The sequence below is a fragment of the Zobellia barbeyronii genome (genome assembly GCF_018603515.1).
Classification (GTDB): Bacteria; Bacteroidota; Bacteroidia; order Flavobacteriales; family Flavobacteriaceae; genus Zobellia; species Zobellia barbeyronii.
Window position 1 is genome coordinate 173570 of the sequence record NZ_JACATN010000006.1, and the last position, 23455, is coordinate 197024.

Annotated in this window: 20 protein-coding genes; 19 read left to right on the top strand and 1 reads right to left on the bottom strand. The window is 32.9% G+C overall.

The features are described from left to right. Positions 1 to 55: 55 nt before the first annotated feature. The gene (locus tag HW347_RS18175) at positions 56 to 1894 is read left to right on the top strand and encodes an Ig-like domain-containing protein (RefSeq protein ID WP_214613165.1); all 1839 of its coding nucleotides are present in this window, start codon (positions 56 to 58) and stop codon (positions 1892 to 1894) included. Positions 1895 to 1973: 79 nt separating this feature from the next. Here HW347_RS18175 and HW347_RS18180 read toward each other — a convergent pair whose 3' ends face one another. Further along, the gene (locus HW347_RS18180; RefSeq protein ID WP_214613166.1) at positions 1974 to 3263 is read right to left on the bottom strand and encodes a right-handed parallel beta-helix repeat-containing protein; all 1290 of its coding nucleotides are present in this window, start codon (positions 3261 to 3263) and stop codon (positions 1974 to 1976) included. Positions 3264 to 3585: 322 nt separating this feature from the next. Between HW347_RS18180 and HW347_RS18185 the strand changes: the two genes are divergently transcribed. From HW347_RS18185 to HW347_RS18270, 18 genes are all read left to right on the top strand, one after another. Further along, positions 3586 to 4695, top strand: coding sequence for a glycosyltransferase family 4 protein (locus tag HW347_RS18185; RefSeq protein WP_214613167.1), 1110 nt, complete (start codon positions 3586 to 3588; stop codon positions 4693 to 4695). 114 nt (positions 4696 to 4809) lie between these two features. Then, the gene (locus HW347_RS18190) at positions 4810 to 5955 is read left to right on the top strand and encodes an O-antigen ligase family protein (RefSeq protein WP_214613168.1); all 1146 of its coding nucleotides are present in this window, start codon (positions 4810 to 4812) and stop codon (positions 5953 to 5955) included. A 46-nt stretch (positions 5956 to 6001) separates the two neighbouring features. Continuing rightward, a complete protein-coding gene (gene murJ, locus HW347_RS18195) occupies positions 6002 to 7351 on the top strand; it encodes a murein biosynthesis integral membrane protein MurJ (protein ID WP_214613169.1) in 1350 nt (449 codons plus the stop codon). Between the two features lie 159 nt (positions 7352 to 7510). Further along, complete coding sequence (locus HW347_RS18200) at positions 7511 to 8047, top strand: acyltransferase (protein ID WP_225901975.1); 537 nt, start codon at positions 7511 to 7513, stop codon at positions 8045 to 8047. A gap of 180 nt (positions 8048 to 8227) precedes the next feature. Then, a complete protein-coding gene (locus HW347_RS18205; protein ID WP_214613170.1) occupies positions 8228 to 9031 on the top strand; it encodes an ATP-grasp fold amidoligase family protein in 804 nt (267 codons plus the stop codon). 1 nt (position 9032) lies between these two features. Continuing rightward, positions 9033 to 10124, top strand: coding sequence for a glycosyltransferase (locus tag HW347_RS18210; RefSeq protein WP_214613171.1), 1092 nt, complete (start codon positions 9033 to 9035; stop codon positions 10122 to 10124). Positions 10125 to 10189: 65 nt separating this feature from the next. Beyond that, positions 10190 to 11104, top strand: coding sequence for an ATP-grasp fold amidoligase family protein (locus tag HW347_RS18215; protein WP_214613172.1), 915 nt, complete (start codon positions 10190 to 10192; stop codon positions 11102 to 11104). Between the two features lie 129 nt (positions 11105 to 11233). After that, the gene (locus HW347_RS18220) at positions 11234 to 12253 is read left to right on the top strand and encodes a glycosyltransferase (protein WP_214613173.1); all 1020 of its coding nucleotides are present in this window, start codon (positions 11234 to 11236) and stop codon (positions 12251 to 12253) included. A gap of 77 nt (positions 12254 to 12330) precedes the next feature. After that, on the top strand, positions 12331 to 13473 hold the full coding sequence (locus HW347_RS18225; protein ID WP_214613174.1) for a glycosyltransferase family 4 protein: 1143 nt from the start codon (positions 12331 to 12333) through the stop codon (positions 13471 to 13473). Between the two features lie 153 nt (positions 13474 to 13626). Continuing rightward, entirely contained in the window at positions 13627 to 14238 is a 612-nt protein-coding gene (locus HW347_RS18230; RefSeq protein ID WP_214613175.1) for a sugar transferase, read from the top strand. Further along, complete coding sequence (locus tag HW347_RS18235; protein ID WP_225901976.1) at positions 14235 to 15254, top strand: glycosyltransferase; 1020 nt, start codon at positions 14235 to 14237, stop codon at positions 15252 to 15254. The genes HW347_RS18230 and HW347_RS18235 overlap by 4 nt, the downstream gene beginning before the upstream one ends. Beyond that, positions 15251 to 16219 carry an ATP-grasp domain-containing protein gene (locus HW347_RS18240; protein WP_214613177.1) on the top strand — a complete coding sequence of 323 codons (969 nt, stop codon included), beginning with the start codon at positions 15251 to 15253 and terminating at the stop codon, positions 16217 to 16219. The genes HW347_RS18235 and HW347_RS18240 overlap by 4 nt, the downstream gene beginning before the upstream one ends. After that, positions 16203 to 16859: an HAD family hydrolase gene (locus HW347_RS18245; RefSeq protein ID WP_214613178.1), complete on the top strand. Its 657-nt coding sequence runs from the start codon at positions 16203 to 16205 to the stop codon at positions 16857 to 16859. Before HW347_RS18240 ends, HW347_RS18245 begins: the two co-directional genes overlap by 17 nt. Positions 16860 to 17160: 301 nt before the next feature. Next, complete coding sequence (locus tag HW347_RS18250) at positions 17161 to 18210, top strand: GNAT family N-acetyltransferase (RefSeq protein WP_214613179.1); 1050 nt, start codon at positions 17161 to 17163, stop codon at positions 18208 to 18210. 12 nt (positions 18211 to 18222) lie between these two features. Next, on the top strand, positions 18223 to 19470 hold the full coding sequence (locus HW347_RS18255) for a GNAT family N-acetyltransferase (RefSeq protein WP_214613180.1): 1248 nt from the start codon (positions 18223 to 18225) through the stop codon (positions 19468 to 19470). A 61-nt stretch (positions 19471 to 19531) separates the two neighbouring features. Beyond that, positions 19532 to 20986: an MBOAT family O-acyltransferase gene (locus HW347_RS18260; RefSeq protein ID WP_214613181.1), complete on the top strand. Its 1455-nt coding sequence runs from the start codon at positions 19532 to 19534 to the stop codon at positions 20984 to 20986. A gap of 5 nt (positions 20987 to 20991) precedes the next feature. Continuing rightward, positions 20992 to 21966 carry a hypothetical protein gene (locus HW347_RS18265; RefSeq protein ID WP_214613182.1) on the top strand — a complete coding sequence of 325 codons (975 nt, stop codon included), beginning with the start codon at positions 20992 to 20994 and terminating at the stop codon, positions 21964 to 21966. Between the two features lie 43 nt (positions 21967 to 22009). Next, positions 22010 to 23191: a GNAT family N-acetyltransferase gene (locus tag HW347_RS18270; protein WP_214613183.1), complete on the top strand. Its 1182-nt coding sequence runs from the start codon at positions 22010 to 22012 to the stop codon at positions 23189 to 23191. The last annotated feature ends 264 nt before the right edge of the window (positions 23192 to 23455 follow it).

Consider the following 23455-nt stretch of genomic DNA (forward strand, 5'->3'; position numbering starts at 1 on the left):
CAAAGTTAGATAAATAGTTCCCAAAGCTGTTTTTCTGTCTAAATAACTCCTACTTATGCACTGCACAAACATATCTCCCTCAAAAGGAGTACTACTTTCTATTGCTTTTTTTTTACTAACTGTATCTTGTTCAAAAGATGTAGATTTATTGGCAAGCTATGTCGTCCAAGATGCAGAGAGTAGTCTTAATAATTATAATCAATATTTGATTAACGACAGTTATAATCTAAACGGAAATAATTCTATTATTTTAGATGTATTGAATAATGACACTTTTATTGATTCCGATAAAGTACAAATCGTAGAAACTTCGCAACCAAAAAATGGAACAGTTGAGATAAACCCGGATAATACCTTAACCTATATTGTTACAGCTAATAATAATATTGAAGAGGTTAACTCCGAAGAAAGCAGTGAAAATGAAACTACTGAAGAAAACAATACGGATGTAAATGAAGAAGACACCTCGGAATTTGATACTAATATTGAAGAATCCGAATCAGAAGAAAATGAAGCACCTGAAATATCCACACCTAATGAATCAATCAATAACCAAGAGGATACATTCACTTATACCGTAGAGACAACCGATGAAGAAGGAGAAGTACAAACTGAAGAAGGAGAAGTAACCATCTATTTTGATTATAATTACGGCGAATTAAAAGCGTTCCCAACAGCCGAAGGCTTTGGTAAATATACTACTGGAGGTCGTGGAGGTGCACTTATTAAGGTGGTTAATTTAAATGACTCCGGCAATGGAAGCTTAAGAGCCGCAGTAGAGTCTACTGGTAAAAGAACAATTGTATTTGAAGTTGCAGGTAAAATAGTTTTGAATACACCGCTAAGAATTAAAAATAGTGATGTTACGATTGCCGGACAAACTTCACCAGGTGGAATAACCTTAACCAATAACGGAATAGAAGTGCTCACAAGTAATGTAATCTTAAGATATTTAAAAGTCAGACCTGGATCTAGTTCTTCTTCCGATTTAGATGCCATTAGAGTTATCCAGTACACAAGTAATGATATTATGGAAAATATTGTTATTGATCATTGTTCCTTATCATGGGGTAAAGACGAGGTTCTTTCATTTGGTGTCAACAGAGCAGAAAATAGCTCCATGAGAAATATTACCGTACAGAATTGTATTGTATCAGAAGCTATTGATAAACAATATGGAGTGCTAGTCATGGGGGAAATTTCTAATATGACTTTTTATCAAAACTACCTTGCTCATAACAAGGATAGACAATTTCGTGCTTCGACATCCGGAACTGAATTTGAAGTTATTAATAATGTTATTTATAACTTTCGATACGGTACGCAACTATCATATGGCGGAAAATTCGATGTTATTAACAATATTTATAAGATTTCAAATAATATTGAGCCACAATCCGGGAATGCAATGACTTATATTTCTAGTAGTAATACACCAGATGCCACTGCAAATGAGGGGAAAGTTCACCAATCTGGTAACAGCATTACAAATAGTAAATATCCTGACACAAACTCTACTTTTGAAAAATATAATTCACCTTCCAGAATTCATTCAAATTCACTGATTACCCCCTTAAGTACTGACTTGTTAGAAGAAACTGTTTTAAATAATGTTGGTGCAAATATATTCGATGACCCTATTGACAAAAGGGTAATAGAAGACTACTTTAACTCTACGGGAAATACTATAAAATCAGAAAGTTCCGTAGGAGGCTACCCTACAATCAATTCAAAATCGCGGCCTGAATCCTTTGATTTTGATTCTGATGGAATGGAGGACAGCTGGGAAGTTGAAAATGGATTTGACCCGGAAAATCCAAATGATGGAAATTCAGATAAAAATAATGATGGGTACACCAATCTTGAGGATTATCTACATCAATTAACAAAATAGTTCAAAAACAGAATTATAATATTTATAAATTGTATTAACATATAAAATCCACTAGTTTTTTCACTGTATTGGAACCCTTTTATTGATTGATCGGAATATTATTTATTTGCAAATCAACCATAACGTTGTTCATAGGGTCATATTGAATAAATGCCACTTTATCCACTTTGTTAAACGTTTTAAGAGTTAAATTACCACTTACATTTGATAATGATTTTAGAGTATTTATTCTAGAACCGCGTATCATAATAGTAGGAACTTTTGTTTCATACTCAATCAAAACATTATCAAAAACGTATCCCCCTAAATCATAACTACCTTCAAAATAATCAGGGACCTCAAGTAAAATAGCCGGATAAGTATTATTTTTGCAAATGTTCCTTGCCGTACAATCTCTAAAAGTAACTGTATAAGATTGAGCTACCTTACGACTGAAGAACATTCCCCATTTAGAATTTTCTATCAAACAATTGTCAAAAATAACACTACCCTTGACAGGTGATACTTTGTTTGCCCCAAAAACAATCTCACTAGCCACATATTTATTAGTTTCATTATGATTGTTCCTAATTAAACATTTTACAAACTCAACACTTATTGGTTTTGACGAAGCTTCTAGCTTATGCAAAGCCAACAAAATTCCTGCATGGTCATTATCTTCAAAAATACAGTCTAAAAAGACTATTGATTCTAGCCGGTCAAATTTATTGTTAGGCTCTAAATCAATACCTGCGCCAGGTAATGTACCTAGCGTTTCTTTAAAAACACATTTGTTAATTAGTACATTCTTTGCGCTAATAATTGACAAACCTTGTCTTTTATTGTTAAAAGAAATTAATCTATTAATACTTATATTTTCCGAATAGGTCCCTTTAATAGAACTATTTCCAGATATATATACGCCATCTCCTCCGGATCCCTCAATACTAATATCAGTTATCTTAATATCTTTGCAGTTTCTAATGCTTATTCCATGGCGCCATTCTCCCTTTGTATATTCTTTCTTATTCATTTTTAATTGGGCACCGTTCCCGATAATTTCAATATTTCTACAACTATCAAACTTGAACAAACAATCTCCAGACTTCCCAAAGCCTCCATTTATTGCATGAATTTCAACACCTTTTTCAATAATAATAACTTTATTAATAATATTCTGAAAATGGATTGGCTGTATTACCCATGGTTTAAATTGTTTATTAATAATTATCGTGTCATAATCAGATTTAATTGCTTTTCTTATTGCATTGCTAGGGTTTTCCGTAAAGTCGAAAGTAGAGATCTTTGCACTTTGTGCTATAATAGCAAAAGAAAAAGGACAAATAATCATATATATGGTCAGCACAAGTTTAGTCCTAATATTCTTCATTAATTCCAGTATTAAACTATTTTTTTATAATTCTCTATCAAAAGTACTTCCATCCCTACAACAAAACAAAATTCAAGACAATTCTTATATATAACTAACATCTTGTAAGATAGGTATTATGTCTTTACTTTAAATTCAAAATGGCAATTCCTAAATTTTTGAATATTTTATAGATAGTTTTTAAGACACTTATCATATGGTTATTAAAAAGTGTTGAAAGTCACTACAAATACCCATCTTTGTACAATTAAAATCAAAATCTGCTGTTCTTATTAAATCTAGTAAACCCATTATTCTAAGCGCAACCTGAATATTTAATAAAATGTCTAAAACATCAATTGCTTTTATTATAGGAACTCTAAATTCTGGTGGAGCGGAGCGAGTCGTCAGTACATTAAGTAATGAATTTGCAAAAAAATATAGAGTAACAATTATAACCTTTGTTGATTTTGAACCGTTTTATAAGTTAGATGATAAAATCAAAGTACTAAGTTGTTACCCAAAATCAAAAAAAAGTGCTAATGCCATTCAAGGAGTAATTAATAATTATGGATTATATAAAAAAATATCAAAATTTATAAAAGAAGAAAAGATTGAATTGTGTATAGGTTTTTTAACGTCTTCAAATATAATGGCTGTTTTAGCATCAAGAGCAAATAATATACCAGTAATTATTAGTGAGCGCATCAACCCTAATGCTACTAAAAAATCTTTTATATGGGATAAGCTAAGAAGGTACGTTTACCCTAAAGCTGATTTTATAATAATTCAAACAGAAATTATTAAAAGTTTTTTTTCTTCATGGGTAAATAATTCAAAGCTAATTATCTTACCAAATCCTCTATCTCCAGACTTAAAACTGCCAATCTCATCTGATACAAGAAGTAATGTTATCTTGAATATTGGTAGATTGACAGACCAAAAAGGCCAAGATGTGTTAATTAAAATTTTTTCAAAATTAAACCCGGTTAATTGGCAATTGATTATTGTTGGTGAAGGGCCTAAGCGACGTGAGTATGAAGACCTTATTAAAGATTTGAAAATGACTGATAAAATATTGCTCGTTGGTCGGCAATCTAACATATCTAAATTTTACAATAATTCTAAAATTTTTGCTTTCTCTTCAAGATTTGAAGGGTTTCCTAACGCATTAATAGAAGCAATGCACATGGGTGTTCCCTGCATATCTACAGATTGTCCGACTGGTCCGTCAGAACTAATTACAGATGGTGAAAATGGGTTTTTAGTCAAAATGGACAATCCATTAGAAATGGAAGACAAGTTGAAACAACTTCTTTATGATAAACAGCTGCGTGAAAAGTTTTCCTTGGCAGCCAATTCTACAGTTCTCAAGTTCAGTATTAAAAATGTAGCTGGTCAATGGGACGATGTGATTAAAGATGCTTTAAAAAAAGAGAAGCCCTCAAATTAGACATAGGTATTTTTGTACCTTTGCTCCGTTACTACCCCCATCAGCTTGGGGTATTCATTGTTTCGCAAAAATAATCCTTATTTAAAATAGTAGTTTTTATTAAAAATTAATTGGATGAACATACAAAAGCAATTTATGGAACTTTGTAAGTTCATCATATTATTTCTAATACTTTGTAATATTCCATCATACTCCAGAGCTTACTTTGGATCGTCTTTTGGTTCGATTACAAGCTATGCTTCATCCCTTTTTCTTTTAATCTATTTCGTCTTTGCCAAAGAAAGACACGCCCTTACATTTCCCTTTATTCTCTTAGGTATACTTTATTATATGCTTAGCGCATTAGGTTACACAGGAATTGACACAGAAGGTCTAATTAAAGAATTCATAAGATTTATGATAGTGGCAATATGTGCTTCGGAACTACTTTATAAAACAGAAAGAAGAGATATATATGTAATATTATTAATTGGTTCATTGAGTGTAATTATAAATGCTTTTATCTTTCCATTAGCAAATGCAAATTTTTATCCAACCTACGGAAGATATAGTGGGTTCTATTTAAACCCAAATTATGCTGGTAGCATTTGTTTAATGGGATTTGCACTAAGTTTTACAGTGCATCATAAGTGGCTTAAAATCGCGGGGCAACTTTGCTTCACACTAGCTGGTATATTAACCTTTTCAAGAAGTTTTATAGTAATTTGGTTTTTTTTAATTCTGATTTCCATTTATAACAATCGTAAGAATGTTATGGTTCCTATGATTGGAGCGGGTGTATTAATCATTCTTTTCGCACTATCCAGTGTGCTCTCACTCAACCAAAGTCGATTTAGCGCCCTGAAAAGTATTTTCGATAGTGATACCCAAGTACAAACAAAAACTATGACCGAGGACTCAAGGTCAGACACCTGGTCTTTGTATACAGATATCATTTTAGATAAACCAATATTTGGTAATGGCTATGCCTATATGCAGCAAAAATCAATGGGATTACCAGGTATTCATAACTCCTATCTACTAGTATTAGGCGAAGCCGGTATTTTACCGTTTTTGTTAATGTTGGGAATCTATTCATACTTATTGATTAAGAGCTTTTACTTCTTGAAAACCTCTCCAGAATATTTTTATCTTACTTGCGTTGTTATGCTGGGTTTAATGGTTGGCCATGGATATTTTAGCAACTATTATAGTGTTCTAATTTCAATGTTCATCTACATTAATATCCGCCATAAAAAACCTAATATAATCGTAACCTAAAGATTTTAAGTTAGATAAATCCTGATAAACACGCAGTTAATTAGATATGAAATATAAACAAAAGGTTTTACAGGCGCTAAATTCTTTGCTTAAGTCACCTCTTATCGTAAATATGGCTACGGTTTTGGTAATAACCTATTCTATAAAATTGTTAGGCTTTTTCAAGGAAAGTTATATTGCATCAGAGTTTGGGCTTTCTATATTAATTGACACGTACCTGCTTGCGATAATGATTCCCTCCTTATTAGAATCGGTCTTTTTAAGCTCTTTTTCAAATGTATTTATTCCAAATTATGTAAAAGTTAAAAGGTTGAAAGTAAATCTAGAAAGTTTTCAAACCTCCTGTGTAATTCTAACTTTGGTAATTTCAGGATTACTTTTACTAATTAGCGTGCTTTCTTACAGTATTTTCCTAGAAACAATTTTCCCTGGGCATGATGAGAAGTACTATCAATTAATAACTCAACAATTCTACTATTTGATTGCATGTATCCCATTGTGGGGTGCAACTTCCCTTATTAATGGAATGTTGAATGTTGAAAATGAATATAAGTATTCTTCTTTCACTCCTATCTTCGTTCCAATTGTGACGATAATAAATATTTACTTTTTTCAAGAAGAGCTTGGTGCAATAATACTTGCATTTTCGACCTTTCTAGCAACCGCCCTAGGTCTAATTTACTCTTTGTTTGTTGCAACTAAGAAAAAACTTATCTCTCTGGGAAGGCCTGACTTCAAGGATTCTTATTTTATTTCAATGTTACGACAAGTTCCTTACAAAATGTCTTCAAGCATGTTTACCAGTCTCATACCCTTAGTTGATCGATATTTTGCTGCTAAATTAATAGTTGGTTCAATAGCCGCTATCAATTTTGGACAAAAAATTCCAGCTTTTGTTTTAGGTTTTTCTTTAGTAGGTCTTGGCACCGTTCTATTACCACATTTTTCAAAACTTGTGGATACAGACATTAAGCGTGCCTACAATGAATTGTTTAAAATATTAAACTATCTGTTTTTATTTTCCATTGTACTGGTGGGTCTTTTCGTAATATTTTCTGAAGAAATTATCCGATTTTTATTTGAACGCAATGAGTTTGACTCCAACGATACTGCCATTGTAACTACAATACAGCAAATATTACTTGCGTATGTTCCATTTTATTTATGTGGAAATGTTATGGTTAAATTTTTAACTAGCATAAACAAAAACAAATTCATGGCTCAGATGTCAATATTAAACTTCATTATCAATGTTGTACTAGATTATTATTTATTCAAACATTTTGGAATATACGGCATTGTTTTGGCAACAACTATAATTTACTCTATTAACCCCGTTGTATACTATATATACACAAAAAAGCAGTATGCGATAATGATAAACAAGACTACCTGATAAAAATAGCTTTTTAAAAATTATCTTTGAACAACTATTATAGGTAAAATAATAGTTAGACTATCAACAATAATTTATGGGCAAAATTAGTTTGATGATTGTTAATTTATCTATAAACAGCGACCCATATTTAATCTTAAAAAAACATACTATGTAATTATGAATATTATAAATTCCTTTTTAGAAAGATTAAAAACTCGTAAAATGACTGGTGTGGAATACGGTCGTTATAAAGGGATGACAATTGGCGAAAACTGTCGCTTATACACGCGCAATCTAGGTTCAGAACCTTGGCTAGTAGAAGTAGCAAATAAAGTGACAGTGGCACCAGGAGTTCAGTTTATTACACATGATGGCTCAACTTGGTTATTTGAGGATGGAAATGGAAGACGACAATTGTTTAGAAGAATTAGTATAGGGAGCAATGTCTTTATCGGAATGAACAGTATTATTATGCCTGGTGTTAAGATTGAAGACTGTGTTATAGTTGCTGCGGGTAGTGTTATAGTGAAATCCATACCTAAAGGAGTAATTGTAGGCGGGAATCCCGCTAAGATAATTGGCAGTTATAAAGACTATGAGAAAAAAGTACTTAGTGAATATATTTCAAATTCTGAAATTGATTTCTCACTGAATTATCGCGCGCGTACGGAAAATTCTACCGATTCGAGTTATAAAGATTATTTGAAACATTAATGGTTTCCAGAAGGAAATTTTACAACGATAAAAATTATGTTTAGAACTTTTTTTAAATCAATTTTTGAGTCCTCGACTTTGGGTTTTTTGATTGTTTTACCCTTCTATAAACTATTTAATTTCTTTAAATATGATTTGGTAAATGATAAAAGGCATATTGAAAAAAAGTTTAAATTAAATATGGGTAAGAACTTAAGTTTGGAGGACCCAAAAACTCTAAATGAAAAAATATCCTGGCTAAAGCTAAATGACAGGACATCTTTACATACTCTTTGTAGTGACAAATATGCGGTAAGACAATATATAATCGAAAAAATAGGAGATGACTTTGTTGTACCTCTTTTTTTTATGACTCTTAATTATAGAGAAATTATTTTAGAAAATTTGCCCGACGAACCGTCAATTATTAAGACCAATCACGATAGTGGCGGGGGCATTTTTGTTTACAATAAGAACGAACTTGATTACAATAAAGTACAGATTATTCTAAGGAAACGAATGGCTATTAATTATTATCAAAGAAGTAATGAATGGCAATATAAGAATATAGTGCCGTGTATAATCGTAGAAAAGCTACTTCAAACTAAGGAAGGAGAGATTCCGAAGGATTATAAATTACATTGTTTTAATGGCAAGGTTCGTATGATCTCTGTAGATATTGATAGGGGTAGTGAAAATCATAAAAGAAATTGGTACAATAAAGAATGGGTTCGAGAACCCTACAAATGGTCATCTCCAAAAGGTAATGGACGTTATACAGACCCGTCAACTAATGATACCCCTAAGCCTAGAACATTAAATCAAATGATTGAGCTATCAGAGACACTTTCCGAGCCGTTTGTATATGTACGCGTTGATTGGTATGATGTTGATGGTAAACTCTTTTTTGGAGAAATGACTTTTTACCATGATGGCGGAAATAGACCCATCCTTCCTGAAAAATGGGATTTGGAATTAGGAAGTGAATTACACCTAAATATTTAACATGCCTAAAAAACCAAAAATTGCTTTTATAATTCCTTCACTCAGGGCGGGAGGAGCGGAAAGAATCATGTCTTTTATAGCTTCAAACCTCGATACAAATAAATTTGCTCCCCACTTAATAGTTATAGGTCATAAAAATGACATTGCTTATTCTATTGAAAATATACCCGTAACATTCTTAGAAAAAAATAGAGTTAAAATAGCCATTCCTTCAATAATTTCTTTAATACATAAAACACAACCTGATGTTGTTGTTAGTGCTATCGCTCATCTGAATTCGGCTATGGCTTTAATCTCAATACTATTTCCTAAAGTTAAATTTGTGGCAAGAGAAACTATTGTTAGGTCGGCTATGTTAGAAATAACAAATTCTTCTAAGAAATCCAGCTGGATATCTAAACTGACTTCAAAAATTCAAGCAAAAAATTTGGATGCAGTTATATGTCAAAGTCTGGATATGCAAAATGATCTGATAAATAATTTTGGCTATCATAAAGAAAAATTATTTGTGATAAACAATCCTATTACTAATGATTTTACTCCCAAACACTCCCAAATAAAAAACAGAGAGCCTCAACTAATCACGGTTGGTCGTTTAACTAAACAAAAAGGGTATAAACGAATACTTAAAATTCTTAAGAATTATGATGGAATTTTTCATTATACCATAATAGGAAAAGGAGACGAAGAAGAGTCTATTCTCTCATATATTAAAAATGAAAATCTAAGTGATAAAATCACTCATATACCTTTTACAAAAGATGTTAAGTCCTATCTAGAAAAAAGTGACTTATACCTTCAGGGATCGTATGTCGAAGGTTTTCCTAATGCTCTTCTTGAAAGCTGCTCCGTAGGTACGCCAGTATTAGTATTCAATGCGCTAGGAGGTATTAATGAAATAGTTATCGAAGGAAAAAACGGTTTTATCGCTGCAGATGAAAATGATTTTACCAAAAAACTAAAAATTGCTTTGGAAAGAAAATGGGATATAGAAGAAGTGAGTAAATCCGTAACGGAACGGTACTCGTCAAATATAATATTGAGAAAGTATGAGGATTTTTTTTTAACCCTATTAGCCGAAAAAAATAACTGAAATGCCACCCTCATTAGGATGAATTTTTAAAAGGAATAAAATCATCTAATACACATGCTTTAATTATGAAAATTAGACATTATTTAACAAAATTATATTACAGTTCCAAGTTGGTTCATTCTGTTATAAGCCCAGTTTTTAAAGTTAGAAACCAAGTAATTTCTCAGAAAACACTTATTGAATTTCGTTTCAAAAGAATGCTAGGTTACAAATTAGATTTAAACAATCCAAAATCATATAACGAAAAATTGCAATGGTTAAAGTTAAACGACCGGAGTGATTTACATATACAATGTGCTGATAAATATGCCGTAAGAACACATATTGAATTAAAAATAGGAGATAACTATTTAATACCTCTTATAAAAGATACTCAGAACGTTGAAGAAATCACCCCTGAAAATTTACCTGACTATCCGGTAATTATAAAAACAAATCATGATAGTGGAGGGATAACCATAGTTTGGGACAAAAACGATATGGATTGGTCCAAAACCAGGAAAAAACTAGCTGAGCAATTAAATAGTACTTATGCAAACCACAAAGGCGAATGGCAATATAACGATATAGAACCAAGGTTAGTTGTTGAAAAATTACTTGTAACGGAAGAAGGAATGATTCCTTCAGATTTTAAACTACATTGTTTTAATGGAAAAGTAGTTTTCACCCAAGTGGACCTTGACCGTGCAACAGACCACAAAAGAAATTTGTACGATATAAATTGGAACCTTATCCCTTGTAAATGGAATTACGAGAATGGTGAGCCTGTCAGAAAACCAGAAGTCTTTGAAAATATGGTTGAAATTGCAGAAAAATTAGCAAAAGATTTTATTTGCGTAAGGGTCGATTTATATGTTATAGAAGACAATATATATTTTGGTGAACTAACTTTCCATTCAGAGTCAGGATTTGGGAAATTTGAACCACAAGAATGGGATTTTAAATTTGGAGAAATGTTAAAGCTTCCTTTTGAAAATTAAAGTATTTAAGAGCGTATAATTAATAGAACAGGTAACAAAATCATAAAACTGAAACCAACCCAAAAACATACCTGGCTTTTTGTATTACCCACAGACAGCATACAAGGTTCTGAGCATATTGTAAAAAGCATGTCTCTTTACTTGGCTAAGCATGAGCAAATATGCCGTGTAATTATACTATCTAAAAAAACGAGTAAAGGCTGGGATGAACTAGAAGAAAATTTTGACATTGTTTATCTACCTTTCAGTTCATACTTCATAGGAGCCCTTGCCCTTATCCCCTATTTACTTTTTAAAAATTATAGTGATGTATCTTATACGTTTTCATCACAAACTATTATAAATGGCACCCTGGGTTTAGCTAAACGTTTAAAAGTTATTAAAGCTAAAGTTATTCTCCGAGAATCTAATTCGATTTTTAAACTTCTAAGTGGGTATAAATTAAAAATCTATTCTCTTTTTTATTCCATAGGTTATAAAGGTTCCTCATTGGTTATTACACAAACGGACTATATGAAGAATCAGCTTATAGAGGCCCTCCCTACTTTGACAAAAAAGCTGAACATTACAACTATCTCAAATCCTTTTAATTTTGATGATATAAGCTCTAGAACAGGCACAATTGCCAAGGAATATGAGAATAAAAAATTTATTGTTGCTGCAGGAAGATTAGCCCCCGCAAAAGGCTTTGACATTCTCATAGACGCTTTCAAAATTATAGCTTTAAAACACCCCAATTTGAACCTAATTATTCTGGGAGAAGGTTCTGAAAGAGCTAGTCTTAGTAATAAGATTGAAAGCTTAGGTCTGAAAGACAAGATTCACATGCCAGGTTATGTTAAAAATGTCTACGCATACTTTAAAAAAGCAGAAGCATGTGTACTATCATCACGTATTGAGGGTTTTCCTAACGTACTCCTGCAAATGATGTCGCAAAATACTGCTATCGCTGCCACACTTAGTGCTGGCGGCATTGAAGATATCCCAAATATTTATACGTGTCCTACAGAAAACATAGAAAAATTAAAGGACTGCATTATAAATGCAATTGAAAACGATACCGAAGCCAATAAACTTATATTTGAATCGTTTTTAAAGTCTAGGACACAAGCTTCATTCTATAATACGATGATGGAATCCTTAGATTAAAAATAAATCTGTCAGTGGCACTATTGAATTTTGTAAAGTAATACTATTATAAACGAAACCGCTTTTAGCGAACTATTATGCAAATCAAAAAAAACATCCTAATCCTTTGCTCCGCTTCTTTTTCATTGAGCAACTTTAGGGGAGACCTTATCAAACACCTATTGAGTCAAGGCTTTAAGGTATATTGTGGTGGTCCAGACTTTGATGAGAGCACGTTAAATCTGGTCCGAGATTTAGGAGGCATTCCTATTCCTTTTCATTTGCAACGAACTGGCTTAAATGCTCTAAGTGATTATAATACGATTCAAGAATTAAAAAACTTGATGACAGAGCACAAGATAGATATTCTTTTTCCATACACTATTAAACCTGTAATTTATGGCTCATTTGCTGCCAAAAAGTTAAATATCCCTGTAATTTCGCTAATTACTGGTTTAGGATTTACTTTTAGTAGGGTTACTACAAAGGCAAAAGTATTACAATGGGTAACTGAATTCTTATATCGTAAAGCCTTAAAAAGTAATAAGGCCGTTATTTTCCAAAATTCCGACGACCTCGAGCTTTTTAAAAGCCATAAAATAGTAGATAAAAACCAGTCTTTACATGTCGTAGATGGTTCTGGTATCAACTTAGAAAAATTTGCTTTTAAACCAAGAGTACATTCCTCAACTAGTGTGGTGAAATTTGTTCTAGTAGGTAGACTAATGATAGAAAAAGGTGTTGATCTCTTTATGAATGCCGCAAAAAAACTTCGTGCAGAATACCCTAATTCAGAATTTCATATTATTGGAGAACCTCCCGAAAATAGTAGTTCAGCTGTTTCTAAAAAAGAACTGGAAGATTTAAATAAAAAAGGAACGATTGTTTATCATGGGAAATCCATGAACGTAGCAAAGGTTATTTCAGAGTTAGATATTTTTGTCCTTCCAACGTATTATCGTGAAGGTGTGCCGCGTTCAATTCTTGAGGCACTTTCATCTGGAATGCCAGTTATTACTACCATGCAACCAGGTTGTAAAGAAACCGTTCTAGAAGGGGTCAATGGATTTCTCATCACACCAAAGGAAGAAGAACCTTTAGTAAAGGCTATGAAATATTTCTTAGAACATCCCGCAGAAATTGAAAGTATGGGGTTAGAAAGCAGAAAATTGGCAGAAAATAAGTTTGATGTACATATAATTAACGAACATATATTAAACATAATCTCTGAACAGTTATAAAAGATTAAGGACTAAGTAAGGTCAAAATAGAATAAGGTTTAGTCTGGTTAAAAATCTTCGAAAACTTTACATCTATTAAAGCTGTATTTTGTCTATAGGCGCAAATAAAAAATAAAATATTATAGTTAATTTGCAATACCCACATCAATACCAATGTATAAATTATTTTTAAAAAGATTATTTGATTTTTTTGTAGCCTTAATCGGCTTAATAGTTGCTGGACCATTAATTTTGCTAGTAATAGTATTCTTGGCCGTATCTAATAAAGGGGATGTTTTCTTTGTTCAAAAAAGACCTGGTAAGAATGAGGACATTTTCCAAATTCTTAAGTTCAAAACAATGAACGACAAAAAGGATGAACACGGAAATCTACTTTCTGATGAAAAAAGACTTACGCCAGTGGGTAAATTCATTAGAAAAACTTCTCTTGACGAATTACCACAACTCTTAAATGTATTAAAAGGAGAAATGAGTCTTATTGGACCTAGACCGCTTTTAGTATCCTACCTACCCTTATACAATAACACACAAAAGAAAAGACATTTAGTTAGGCCGGGTATAACTGGCTGGGCACAGGTAAATGGAAGAAATGCTATAGCATGGGATAAAAAATTTGAATACGATGTTTGGTATGTTGAAAACCTATCTTTTTGGTTAGATTTGAAAATAATTCTTTTAACAGTTCAGAAGGTTCTTAAAAGCGACGGTATTAGTTCCGATTCAAGCGCTACAATGGAAGTTTTTACAGGAAATAGTAAAGTATGAAATTAAGTATAATCATTCCCTGCTACAATATGGAATTATATCTACAAGAATGTGTAGATAGCTTATTGAATCAAGAATTGAATACTAGCGAATACGAAATTATCATCGTTAATGATGAATCAAAAGACAATACACTTAAAATTGCCCTTGATTACTCCAAGGAAAATGGCCATGTAAAAGTAATCGATAAAAAAAATGCTGGCGTTGGTGCTGCACGTAATTCTGGTTTTGATTTGGCGCAAGGTGATTATATTTACTTCTTAGACCCTGATGATTATCTTGCTGAAAATACATTACCTGTATTATTAAAACTAGCTATAGATAATGATTTAGACATCCTTACATTCAAAACTAAGTCTGTTGTAGAAAAAAAATATCCAGTTTCGGATAATTTAGGCGACCAATTAGCCCCACTCACTATTGAAGATGGTATTTCTTATATAGCGCACAGAAAACATCAAAATGAAATTTGGTGGTATTTAATTAAGAGAGATTTTATTAAAAATACCGGTATACGTTTTATAGAGGGTAAATGGATGGAAGATGCCATACTCACTGCAGAACTATTCTGTCAGGCCAAAAGAATGGCCCATCTTAACTTAGATGTTCATAGATATCGTATTTTGCCTACCTCGGCTATGCGAAATAAAAGTCCTGAGCATTATAACAAAGTAATTTACGACAATGCAAATGCAGCTCATGCTTTTGATAAGTTAATTGTAACAATACCAAGTAATCATCCAAATGCAGAAGCCTGCATTAACCGATTAAAAACCAGACAACAATCGTTTGTTTTTTTTCTTATGGTTCGTTTAATGAAATCAGATATCTCGGTTTCGGAGATTCCGGCTATGTTATCAGACTTTGAAAAAATAGACGCATACCCTTTAAAGAAATTCATAGGAGAAGATTATCACGGAATAGGCTATTCGTGCTTGGTTTTCGTATTTAATAGGAAACCTTTGATAAATCCATTCATAAAGATGTTCCGATCTTTTTATACTTTAACACAATGAATATCCTCATCTCTTCTGCCGGTAGGCGCGTGTCTCTGGTTAGAGCTTTTCAAAAGGAACTTAAAAAGTTATACCCTGAAGGAAAGGTTTACACGTCTGATGCAGACCCTACCCTTTCAGGTGCATGCCAAATAGCCGATGGCTATTTTAAAGTGCCCTTTGTTACCCATCCAGATTATTTTAATGTGTTAATAGAAGAATGTAAAAGCCGTAACATAGGCTTATTGATTCCAACTATAGATACAGAACTATTGCCGTTAGCACAGAACAGGTTGCTTTTAGAAAAGAACGGAATCATTCCCGTTGTAGCTTCAACTGATTTTGTTGGCAAATGCAGAGATAAAAGACAAATTCATAAGTTTTTTGAAGAGCACAATGTTGCCGTAGCTAAAGAATTTACAAAAGAAGACTATACCCTACCCCTTTTCATCAAACCAATTGATGGTAGTAGAAGTGTAGATACATATCTAATAAAAGACCAAAAAGACCTGACTGATTATCATTTTGAAAATGATAAACTAATGTTCTTAGAATATCTTGATCATGACGTTTATAACGAGTTTACTTGTGACTTGTATTACGGAAAAGACAACAAGTTAAAATGTGTGGTGCCTCGTAAAAGAATTGAAGTTAGAGATGGTGAGGTTTACAAGGCTTTAACCGTGAAAAATCTTCTCGTTGATTATATCAAGGATAATCTAGGGACTGTAAATGGTGCTGTAGGCTGTCTTACCGCTCAGTTTTTTGTGCATAATACGGAAGATAAGGTTCGCGCTATAGAAATCAACCCTAGGTTTGGTGGTGGTTATCCCCTATCCTATTTATCGGGTGCCAATTATCCAAAATGGATTATAGAAGAGTTTACTCAAGGAAAGCAAATTGAAGAAAGTTTTGATTGCTGGGAGAAAGACCTTCTTATGATTAGATACGATGACGAAATTTTAGTACATGGATATAAAGGTTGATGAAAAAACGGTTATTGTTTTTGATTTGGATGATACACTCTATAATGAATTGGACTATCTAAGGTCTGCTTATTGTGCTATAGCCAAAGAACTGAACCCAAAACAATGGGAAAACCTTTTCGCTCAAATGTTCTCTATGTATAGAAACAAAGAGAATGTATTCCAATACTTAACGGCTACTTTTAAGGTTGAAAAAGATATGTTGATAACGCTTTATCGCAACCATATCCCTTCAATCAACCCATTTCAGGGTGTTCTTCCCCTCCTAAAAGCTATTCAAGATAAAAAAGGTAAACTGGCTATAATTACGGATGGCCGAAGCAAAACACAAAGAGCAAAGCTCACGGCTTTAGGCATCGAAGATTACTTTGATAAAATCGTAATTTCTGAAGAATTGGGTACCGAGAAACCAGATAAGAAAAACTACCTATCCATAGAACAGACTTTTAAGAATCATAAGTACTGTTATATTGCCGATAACGTTAGAAAAGATTTTATTTCACCAAATAAACTAGGATGGAACTCTATAGGACTGATTGATAACGGGTTGAACATTCATAGTGATTCGTTTCTTTACTTTACTGAAGACCATCTTCCCAAGACATTTGTAAAAAGTATTATTGATATAAAAATAATTTAGAATACCATTGATTATTCTACCGGTAAAATCAAAAAGTTACTGTGCTTTTTTTTGCCAGTCTTTATCAAAGCGGTAAATTTACAGCATTAATTATTAAGCATAATCCTGTGCGGACAGAGGGTTTAAGGACAATAGAATATTACTGATTTTTAATCAAATGATACCTATACCAAGTCATTTGTTAACTATTACATCTAGAAGTTTTTATTACGGATATAATCCGTTTTTTTAAATCAAATCAAATCAAAACCGAACCACTGAAGCAGGCTTTATTGTCTCTTCGGATTTTTAATCAACATAAATGATTGAAATCTTAACGGAAAGAAGTGAGTGGAACAACATTATAAAAACTGTTGAACACTGTGACTTTTACCACACCTACCACTACCACTATCTCTCTAAAGGAGAAGATGAAACCCCTATACTTATACATTACGAAGAAGAAGGTTCAAGTATTATTTTACCTCTAATGTTAAGGGATATTGAGGGAACAAGTTATAAGGATGTTACTTCAGTTTATGGTTATGCCGGCCCTTTATGCAGCACTAAAAGTCTCAATTTTGAAAATACTAAGTTTAAAAGCGAACTAAAAAAACTGTTTTTGGAACAGAAAATAGTTTCCGTTTTTTCTAGACTTCACCCATATATTGACCACCAAGAAGAAATTCTTGCAAATATTGGTGAGATTTCCAGTCCTGGCGAAGTGGTCTACATTGACCTCACCTTGCCTATTGATTTACAACGACAACAGTATAGCAGTCGTTTAAAGACCTACATTAACAAGTCTAGAAAAGTCTGTTCGGTTAGAAAAGGTACTTCAGAAGAGGACATTCGCACTTTTATCGATATCTATTACGAAAATATGCGCAGGGTAGATGCAGACGAAAGTTACTTTTTCAACGATCGTTACTTTTATCAATTTATGCTGAGTTCATTCTTTAAGACAGAGCTTTTGTTGTGTGTTATAGATGAAACCGATGAAGTTATAGGTGGTGCCATGTTCATAAAAATGGATGACATTGTACAATACCATTTGTCTGGCTATAAAGAAGAGTATTTAAATCTTAATGCCATTAAGTTAATTATTGATACGATGCGTATTAATGCAACCGAAGAAGGTTACAAGTATTTTAACCTAGGTGGAGGAAAGGGTGTTAAAAATGATTCACTATTCGCCTTTAAATCTACGTTCTCAAAAAATCACAGGCCCGCTAAATTTTGGAAGTACATTGTAAATTCTAAGGTATATAAAGACCTTACCGAAAAGAAAAAAGAGTTCCTTTCTGATAGCACCAATGATAGCGAAAGCGATTTTTTTCCAGCGTATCGTCAAATACCCAAATCACATTAAGCTTAATTTCTTTTGATACAAAATAACCCATTTCTATCGGATACCTACACTTCTATATGGTCTAAACATTTTGATCATGGTAAGAAGCCCATTAAGTTTAATTTCCTAAAAAACACCGGTTTTTGCAGACCTACAAGCTTACCGCTATTTGTCAACTCAGGAAAAACCTTAACCAAAGGCATGGATTATAGTTTAGGTTCTGAGCAGTACTCAGACGACTATAAGAACAAGGTTTTCCTTATTTATGATGTACCTGCTTATTTTAACATTAAACCGCTCATACCTTCTGATTCTGCATTAAAACTGTATCAATCCAAGCAATACCCTGGTTTTTCTGTTGAGCTAGGACAATACAGTAACTTTAACGAGTATATGCTCTCTACTTTCAGTAAGAGCAGCAGATATAAACTCAACAAGTACAAAAAACGATTTGAAGCCTGTTTTGACGTTTCTTACAAAATGTACTATGGAGACATTACCAAAGAGGAATATGACACTATTTTTGACTCATTTAAAGAGTTACTTACCAAGCGCTTTGATGATAAACAAATAACCAATAATAATCTTGATCCAGAAGAATGGCAATTCTATTATGACGTTGCCTATCCATTAATTCTAGAAAACAAAGCTTCGTTATTTGTTATCTATGACGGGAAAAAGCCCATTGGCGTTACCCTTAGCTACCATTCAGACTCCGTTCTTTTTGATGCTATTACTGTTTTTGATATTGATTACGCTAAATTTCATTTGGGCTCGGTTACCATTATGAAGCTAATTGAATATTGCTTGTCGCAAAAAATAGAAGTCTTTGATTTTTCTAAAGGCTACTTTGATTATAAGACAAGATGGTCCAATAAAACCTATGATTTTGAATATCATATTTTATATGATTCAGCCTCCTTTACATCTAAAACATTGGCCTTTGGTTTAAAGTCTTTTTTTGATTTTAAACAAAAATTGCGAGATAAAAACGTAAACGAAAGACTACATCGGTTTACTTATAAACTTAAGAATCGTAAAACTGAAGTTAAGACACCTGAAACACAATTTAAGTTTGATGATATCTCTTCTGACCCCATCCCAAGTGGACTTACAGAAATAGACTTAAACTTATCTGAAAACCATAAAATAAAAACCCTAGCATTTGAGTTCTTATACCTGAACGATGAATGTTCTATAAACCTCAAAGCTTTTACAGATGCTTCTAATCAATACTATTTTATAGGCAAAACCAAAAAAGTAAAGATTTCTAAAACGTAGTTTTGCTTTAAAGTGTCTAGCTTAATATTAAAAGAATAATTTCAACTAAAATTAGATAACAGTGCTATTCAATTCGCTTGACTTTTTAATTTTTCTTCCGGTAGTATTCGTACTGTATTGGTTCGTTTTCAAAAAAAGCCTGAAGATTCAAAATCTATTGGTTATAGTTGCCAGTTATGTCTTCTATGGCTGGTGGGACTGGCGTTTTCTTATCCTTATCTTTTTCAGTACCGTCTTAGATTTTTTGGTTGGTCAGCAAATTTTTAAAAATCAAGATAACAAACAGAAAGCTAAATATTGGCTATGGGTAAGTGTGGCTTTCAACCTAGGGCTCCTAGGTTTCTTTAAATATTTCAACTTTTTTATTGATTCATTTATTGATTCTGTAAATGCGTTAGGTTACAACATGAAAAGTGTTTGGACCCTCCGCATCATTCTTCCCGTAGGAATCTCGTTCTACACATTTCAGACCATGTCATATTCGTTTGACATTTATTACAAAAAACTTAAACCTACCACCAGTTTTGTTTCATTTGCGGCATTCGTAGCTTTCTTTCCACAGCTGGTTGCAGGACCTATTGAGAGGGCTTCCAACTTATTGAATCAAATTAATACGCGCCGTATATTCAAATACGAACAAGCCACAAGTGGTCTAAAGTTAATTCTTTGGGGCTTTTTCAAAAAACTAGTTATAGCAGATTCCCTTGCTCCTATCGTAGATGATATTTTTACAAATTATACAGATTACTCCGCCTCTACCTTAATTTTAGGTGTATCGCTCTTTAGCTTTCAAGTATACGGAGATTTTAGCGGTTACACAGATATTGCAATAGGTACAGCCAAGCTCTTTGGGGTAGAGCTGATGTCTAACTTTAAGTTTCCCAACTTCTCAAGAAATATTGCCGAGTATTGGCAAAGATGGCATATATCGCTCAGCACCTGGTTCAGGCACTACCTATATATTCCTATGGGTGGTTCAAGGGTGAGCAAATTAAAATCATTAAGGAACATTGCTGCTATTTTCCTAGTCAGCGGGCTATGGCATGGAGCAAACTGGACTTTTGTTTTCTGGGGAGGGATTCACGCCCTTCTCTATATTCCTGTGTTTTTGATGGGAAGAAATAGGGTCTACGCCGATAATGTACTTGCGGAGCGCACATGGCTTCCGAGTATTACCGAAATTTTTCAGGTACTTTTGACGTTCTCTCTGGTAACCTTTTCAAGAATATTTTTTAGGTCTCCTTCCTTATCCTATTCCTTTGATTTCATTAGGCAAATAGGAAATAAGTTTTATTACGAACCTTATATGCACCCCATGGGGTATAGAATGTTCGACTTTTATTTACTGGTAGCCCTTTTTATCGTTTATGAATATTTAATTAGAAGAGATGAGCGAAATCCATTTAAATTTAGCTCTCCAATAGTCCGGATTCTATTATATACGCTCGTTATTATGAGTATATTATTGTTCTATGACGATGGCGTAAACCGTTCATTTATTTATTTTCAATTTTAATTAGGATGAAAAAATTTATTCTAAAATCAGTATTATATATTGTCCTAATCCTTCTTTTATTAGAAGTGATTGTTAGGGTGTTTCACCTCTATACAGAAGATCCTCCAAGATTTATTGATGAATATGGAGTAGAAAAACGGGTACCCAACCATGATGGATATGCTGTTACAGGTAATAGAAATCAGAATTACTCAAAATTTCACATTAACAAAGCTGGTTTTAATTCATTTAGGGAGTTTACCCCTTCCGCAGATAAATTTGAAATGGCGTTAGTGGGAGATTCTTTCATTGAAGGCTTTCACCAAAATTTCTCTAACTCCATTGGTAAACAAATTGAAAACCAGACAGAAGGTATTGAAGTATACGAATATGGCTATGCAGGTTATGATTTTGCTAATCAGATGCATTTGGTTCATGCCTATGAACAAGATTTTCAACTTATAGATCAAACCGTTTTATACCTTAATTATGAGAACGACTTAAGTCGTGCGGTTTACGAGCCAAACACAGGCCGTATTAAGATGCTATCTTCTACCATATTCAAAATAAGGGACAACATTAAATTATTGGCTTACGGTAGTAAAATAGGGATTGTGGAGCCTTTGAAAAAACTTGCTCAACGCGGCGTAGCTTTTAATGATACTGAAAAAGGCTATCAAACAAACGAATTGAAGGATAGTGAGGAAGAAAAACTGAAGCAAGATCAAAAGCGAATAGCTAATTTTAAAAGCTTAATTAACCTTTACGGTTTTGATAAAACTAAAACCAGCTTACTTCTTGACAGTAGAAAAACTAGCGAACGCTTTTTAGATTTTTGCCGTGAAAATGGCATAATGTATATAGACTTTTCATCTAGTTTTGAGGAATCTAAAAAACCTACAACTCTAATATATGATCATCATTGGAACGCCCATGGCAGAACAATTATCGCCAAGGAGTTAGCCAACTATATAAAAAGCAAAAAAATTAGTAAGCGGTGAACAAAATTTTCGACTTTAACCAAAGTTGATTTTCGCCACTGATATGAATTCTACAAATTTCTTTTTCGACGCCTATACCAAAGAGCAACTGCCAACTCATTACAGGCGGTTACAAAACCGATATACTGGCGATATTCTTTTCAACAACACCAATGACGAAGAGTTTCAACTTCCAGAATCGGCATTCATTGTTAAAGACGTACCCGATTATTTTAAAATAACTACAAACGAGCTTCCAAAAAGTATAGCGTGCCAGACCATAATTCAATATCCTGGTTTTCTTATAAATTTTGAAAACGTACCCTCTTTAAGTGATTATCTAAATGAACGGTTCGGAAAATCTAGCCGTTATAAACTACGGCGCGAGCAGAAAAAGCTAGAGCAGTGTTTTAACATACGCTATGAAATGTATTTTGGTGCAATAGATAAACCGGAGTATGATTTTATAATGGACGAATTCTACCGTTTATTAGAGCTACGTTCACTAGAAAAAGGAATAAAAGACAATATAAATCTAGCTACACAGAATTTTTATAGAGCTAATGTCTATCAAATGATTCTTGATAAAAAAGCTTCATTCTACATTATCTACAATGGGGAAATGCCCATTGACATCTGTCTTAACTTTCACATGAAAGATGTGATATTTCAATATATACGCACCTATGATATAGACTATTCTAAATTTAATACTGGTTATACAGATTTAATGAAACAAATAGAATGGTGTATCGCCAATCAAATTAAACTCATTACCTTTTCCAAAGGAGACTTCTACTGGAAAAGACGCTGGTGTAATACAGTTTACGATTACAACTATCATATATTTTTCAAAAAGAGTTCTCTTAGCGGACGGCTAAAAGCCAAATCATATTATTTAGCTAAAGTGATGAAACAATACGTAAGGGAAAAAGGACTGATTGAGAAATATCATGAATTTATGGCCAAAAATAATCGTTCTAAAAAAGTGACTGAAGATTCATCTGCCGTTAAGCACAAGAGCATTCCCTACGAAACAGAAATTGAAAATATTGAAACCATAGATTACAAGAATGAGAAATTCGATTTTCTAAGGCGAACTATTTATGATTTTCTTTATGAAAGTGATGAAAAACAGTCAGAGATTACTGTTTATTCAATTTTGGACCAACCTAAATCCTACTTAGTTATAGGAAAAAAGAGTAAAGCAGTGCTTTCTAATACTTCGAATATGTCAACTTTATAAAATAAAACAGCGAAAAAACTACCTTTTTTGACTTGGTTTTGCGCTTCATCGAATATTTTCTTAATATTTTCTTAAAAAACGTCCGAGCACTACGCTTCGTCGTATATATTCGCAGTTAAACCCCGTAAAGAGAACATCGTGGCCCAGTCAAAAAACAAGTCCCTGAAATTGAATATGAAATTATGGTTCGCTGAATTGAAAGAAGATATTATTCTTTCAATTTATCACCGTTCACCAATCATTTTTCTTCTATTTATTCGTTAG

What these genes read in the sequence shown, in the direction of transcription:
- HW347_RS18175 (WP_214613165.1), top strand. Translation starts at nt 56, where the DNA reads ATGCACTGCACAAACATATCTCCCTCAAAAGGAGTACTACTTTCTATT.
- HW347_RS18185 (WP_214613167.1), top strand. Translation starts at nt 3,586, where the DNA reads ATGTCTAAAACATCAATTGCTTTTATTATAGGAACTCTAAATTCTGGT.
- HW347_RS18215 (WP_214613172.1), top strand. Translation starts at nt 10,190, where the DNA reads ATGAAAATTAGACATTATTTAACAAAATTATATTACAGTTCCAAGTTG.
- HW347_RS18180 (WP_214613166.1), bottom strand. Translation starts at nt 3,263, where the DNA reads ATGAAGAATATTAGGACTAAACTTGTGCTGACCATATATATGATTATT.
- HW347_RS18220 (WP_214613173.1), top strand. Translation starts at nt 11,234, where the DNA reads ATGTCTCTTTACTTGGCTAAGCATGAGCAAATATGCCGTGTAATTATA.
- HW347_RS18200 (WP_225901975.1), top strand. Translation starts at nt 7,511, where the DNA reads ATGAATATTATAAATTCCTTTTTAGAAAGATTAAAAACTCGTAAAATG.
- HW347_RS18225 (WP_214613174.1), top strand. Translation starts at nt 12,331, where the DNA reads ATGCAAATCAAAAAAAACATCCTAATCCTTTGCTCCGCTTCTTTTTCA.
- murJ (WP_214613169.1), top strand. Translation starts at nt 6,002, where the DNA reads ATGAAATATAAACAAAAGGTTTTACAGGCGCTAAATTCTTTGCTTAAG.
- HW347_RS18190 (WP_214613168.1), top strand. Translation starts at nt 4,810, where the DNA reads ATGAACATACAAAAGCAATTTATGGAACTTTGTAAGTTCATCATATTA.
- HW347_RS18210 (WP_214613171.1), top strand. Translation starts at nt 9,033, where the DNA reads ATGCCTAAAAAACCAAAAATTGCTTTTATAATTCCTTCACTCAGGGCG.
- HW347_RS18270 (WP_214613183.1), top strand. Translation starts at nt 22,010, where the DNA reads ATGAATTCTACAAATTTCTTTTTCGACGCCTATACCAAAGAGCAACTG.
- HW347_RS18235 (WP_225901976.1), top strand. Translation starts at nt 14,235, where the DNA reads ATGAAATTAAGTATAATCATTCCCTGCTACAATATGGAATTATATCTA.
- HW347_RS18230 (WP_214613175.1), top strand. Translation starts at nt 13,627, where the DNA reads ATGTATAAATTATTTTTAAAAAGATTATTTGATTTTTTTGTAGCCTTA.
- HW347_RS18265 (WP_214613182.1), top strand. Translation starts at nt 20,992, where the DNA reads ATGAAAAAATTTATTCTAAAATCAGTATTATATATTGTCCTAATCCTT.
- HW347_RS18250 (WP_214613179.1), top strand. Translation starts at nt 17,161, where the DNA reads ATGATTGAAATCTTAACGGAAAGAAGTGAGTGGAACAACATTATAAAA.
- HW347_RS18245 (WP_214613178.1), top strand. Translation starts at nt 16,203, where the DNA reads ATGGATATAAAGGTTGATGAAAAAACGGTTATTGTTTTTGATTTGGAT.
- HW347_RS18240 (WP_214613177.1), top strand. Translation starts at nt 15,251, where the DNA reads ATGAATATCCTCATCTCTTCTGCCGGTAGGCGCGTGTCTCTGGTTAGA.
- HW347_RS18205 (WP_214613170.1), top strand. Translation starts at nt 8,228, where the DNA reads ATGGGTAAGAACTTAAGTTTGGAGGACCCAAAAACTCTAAATGAAAAA.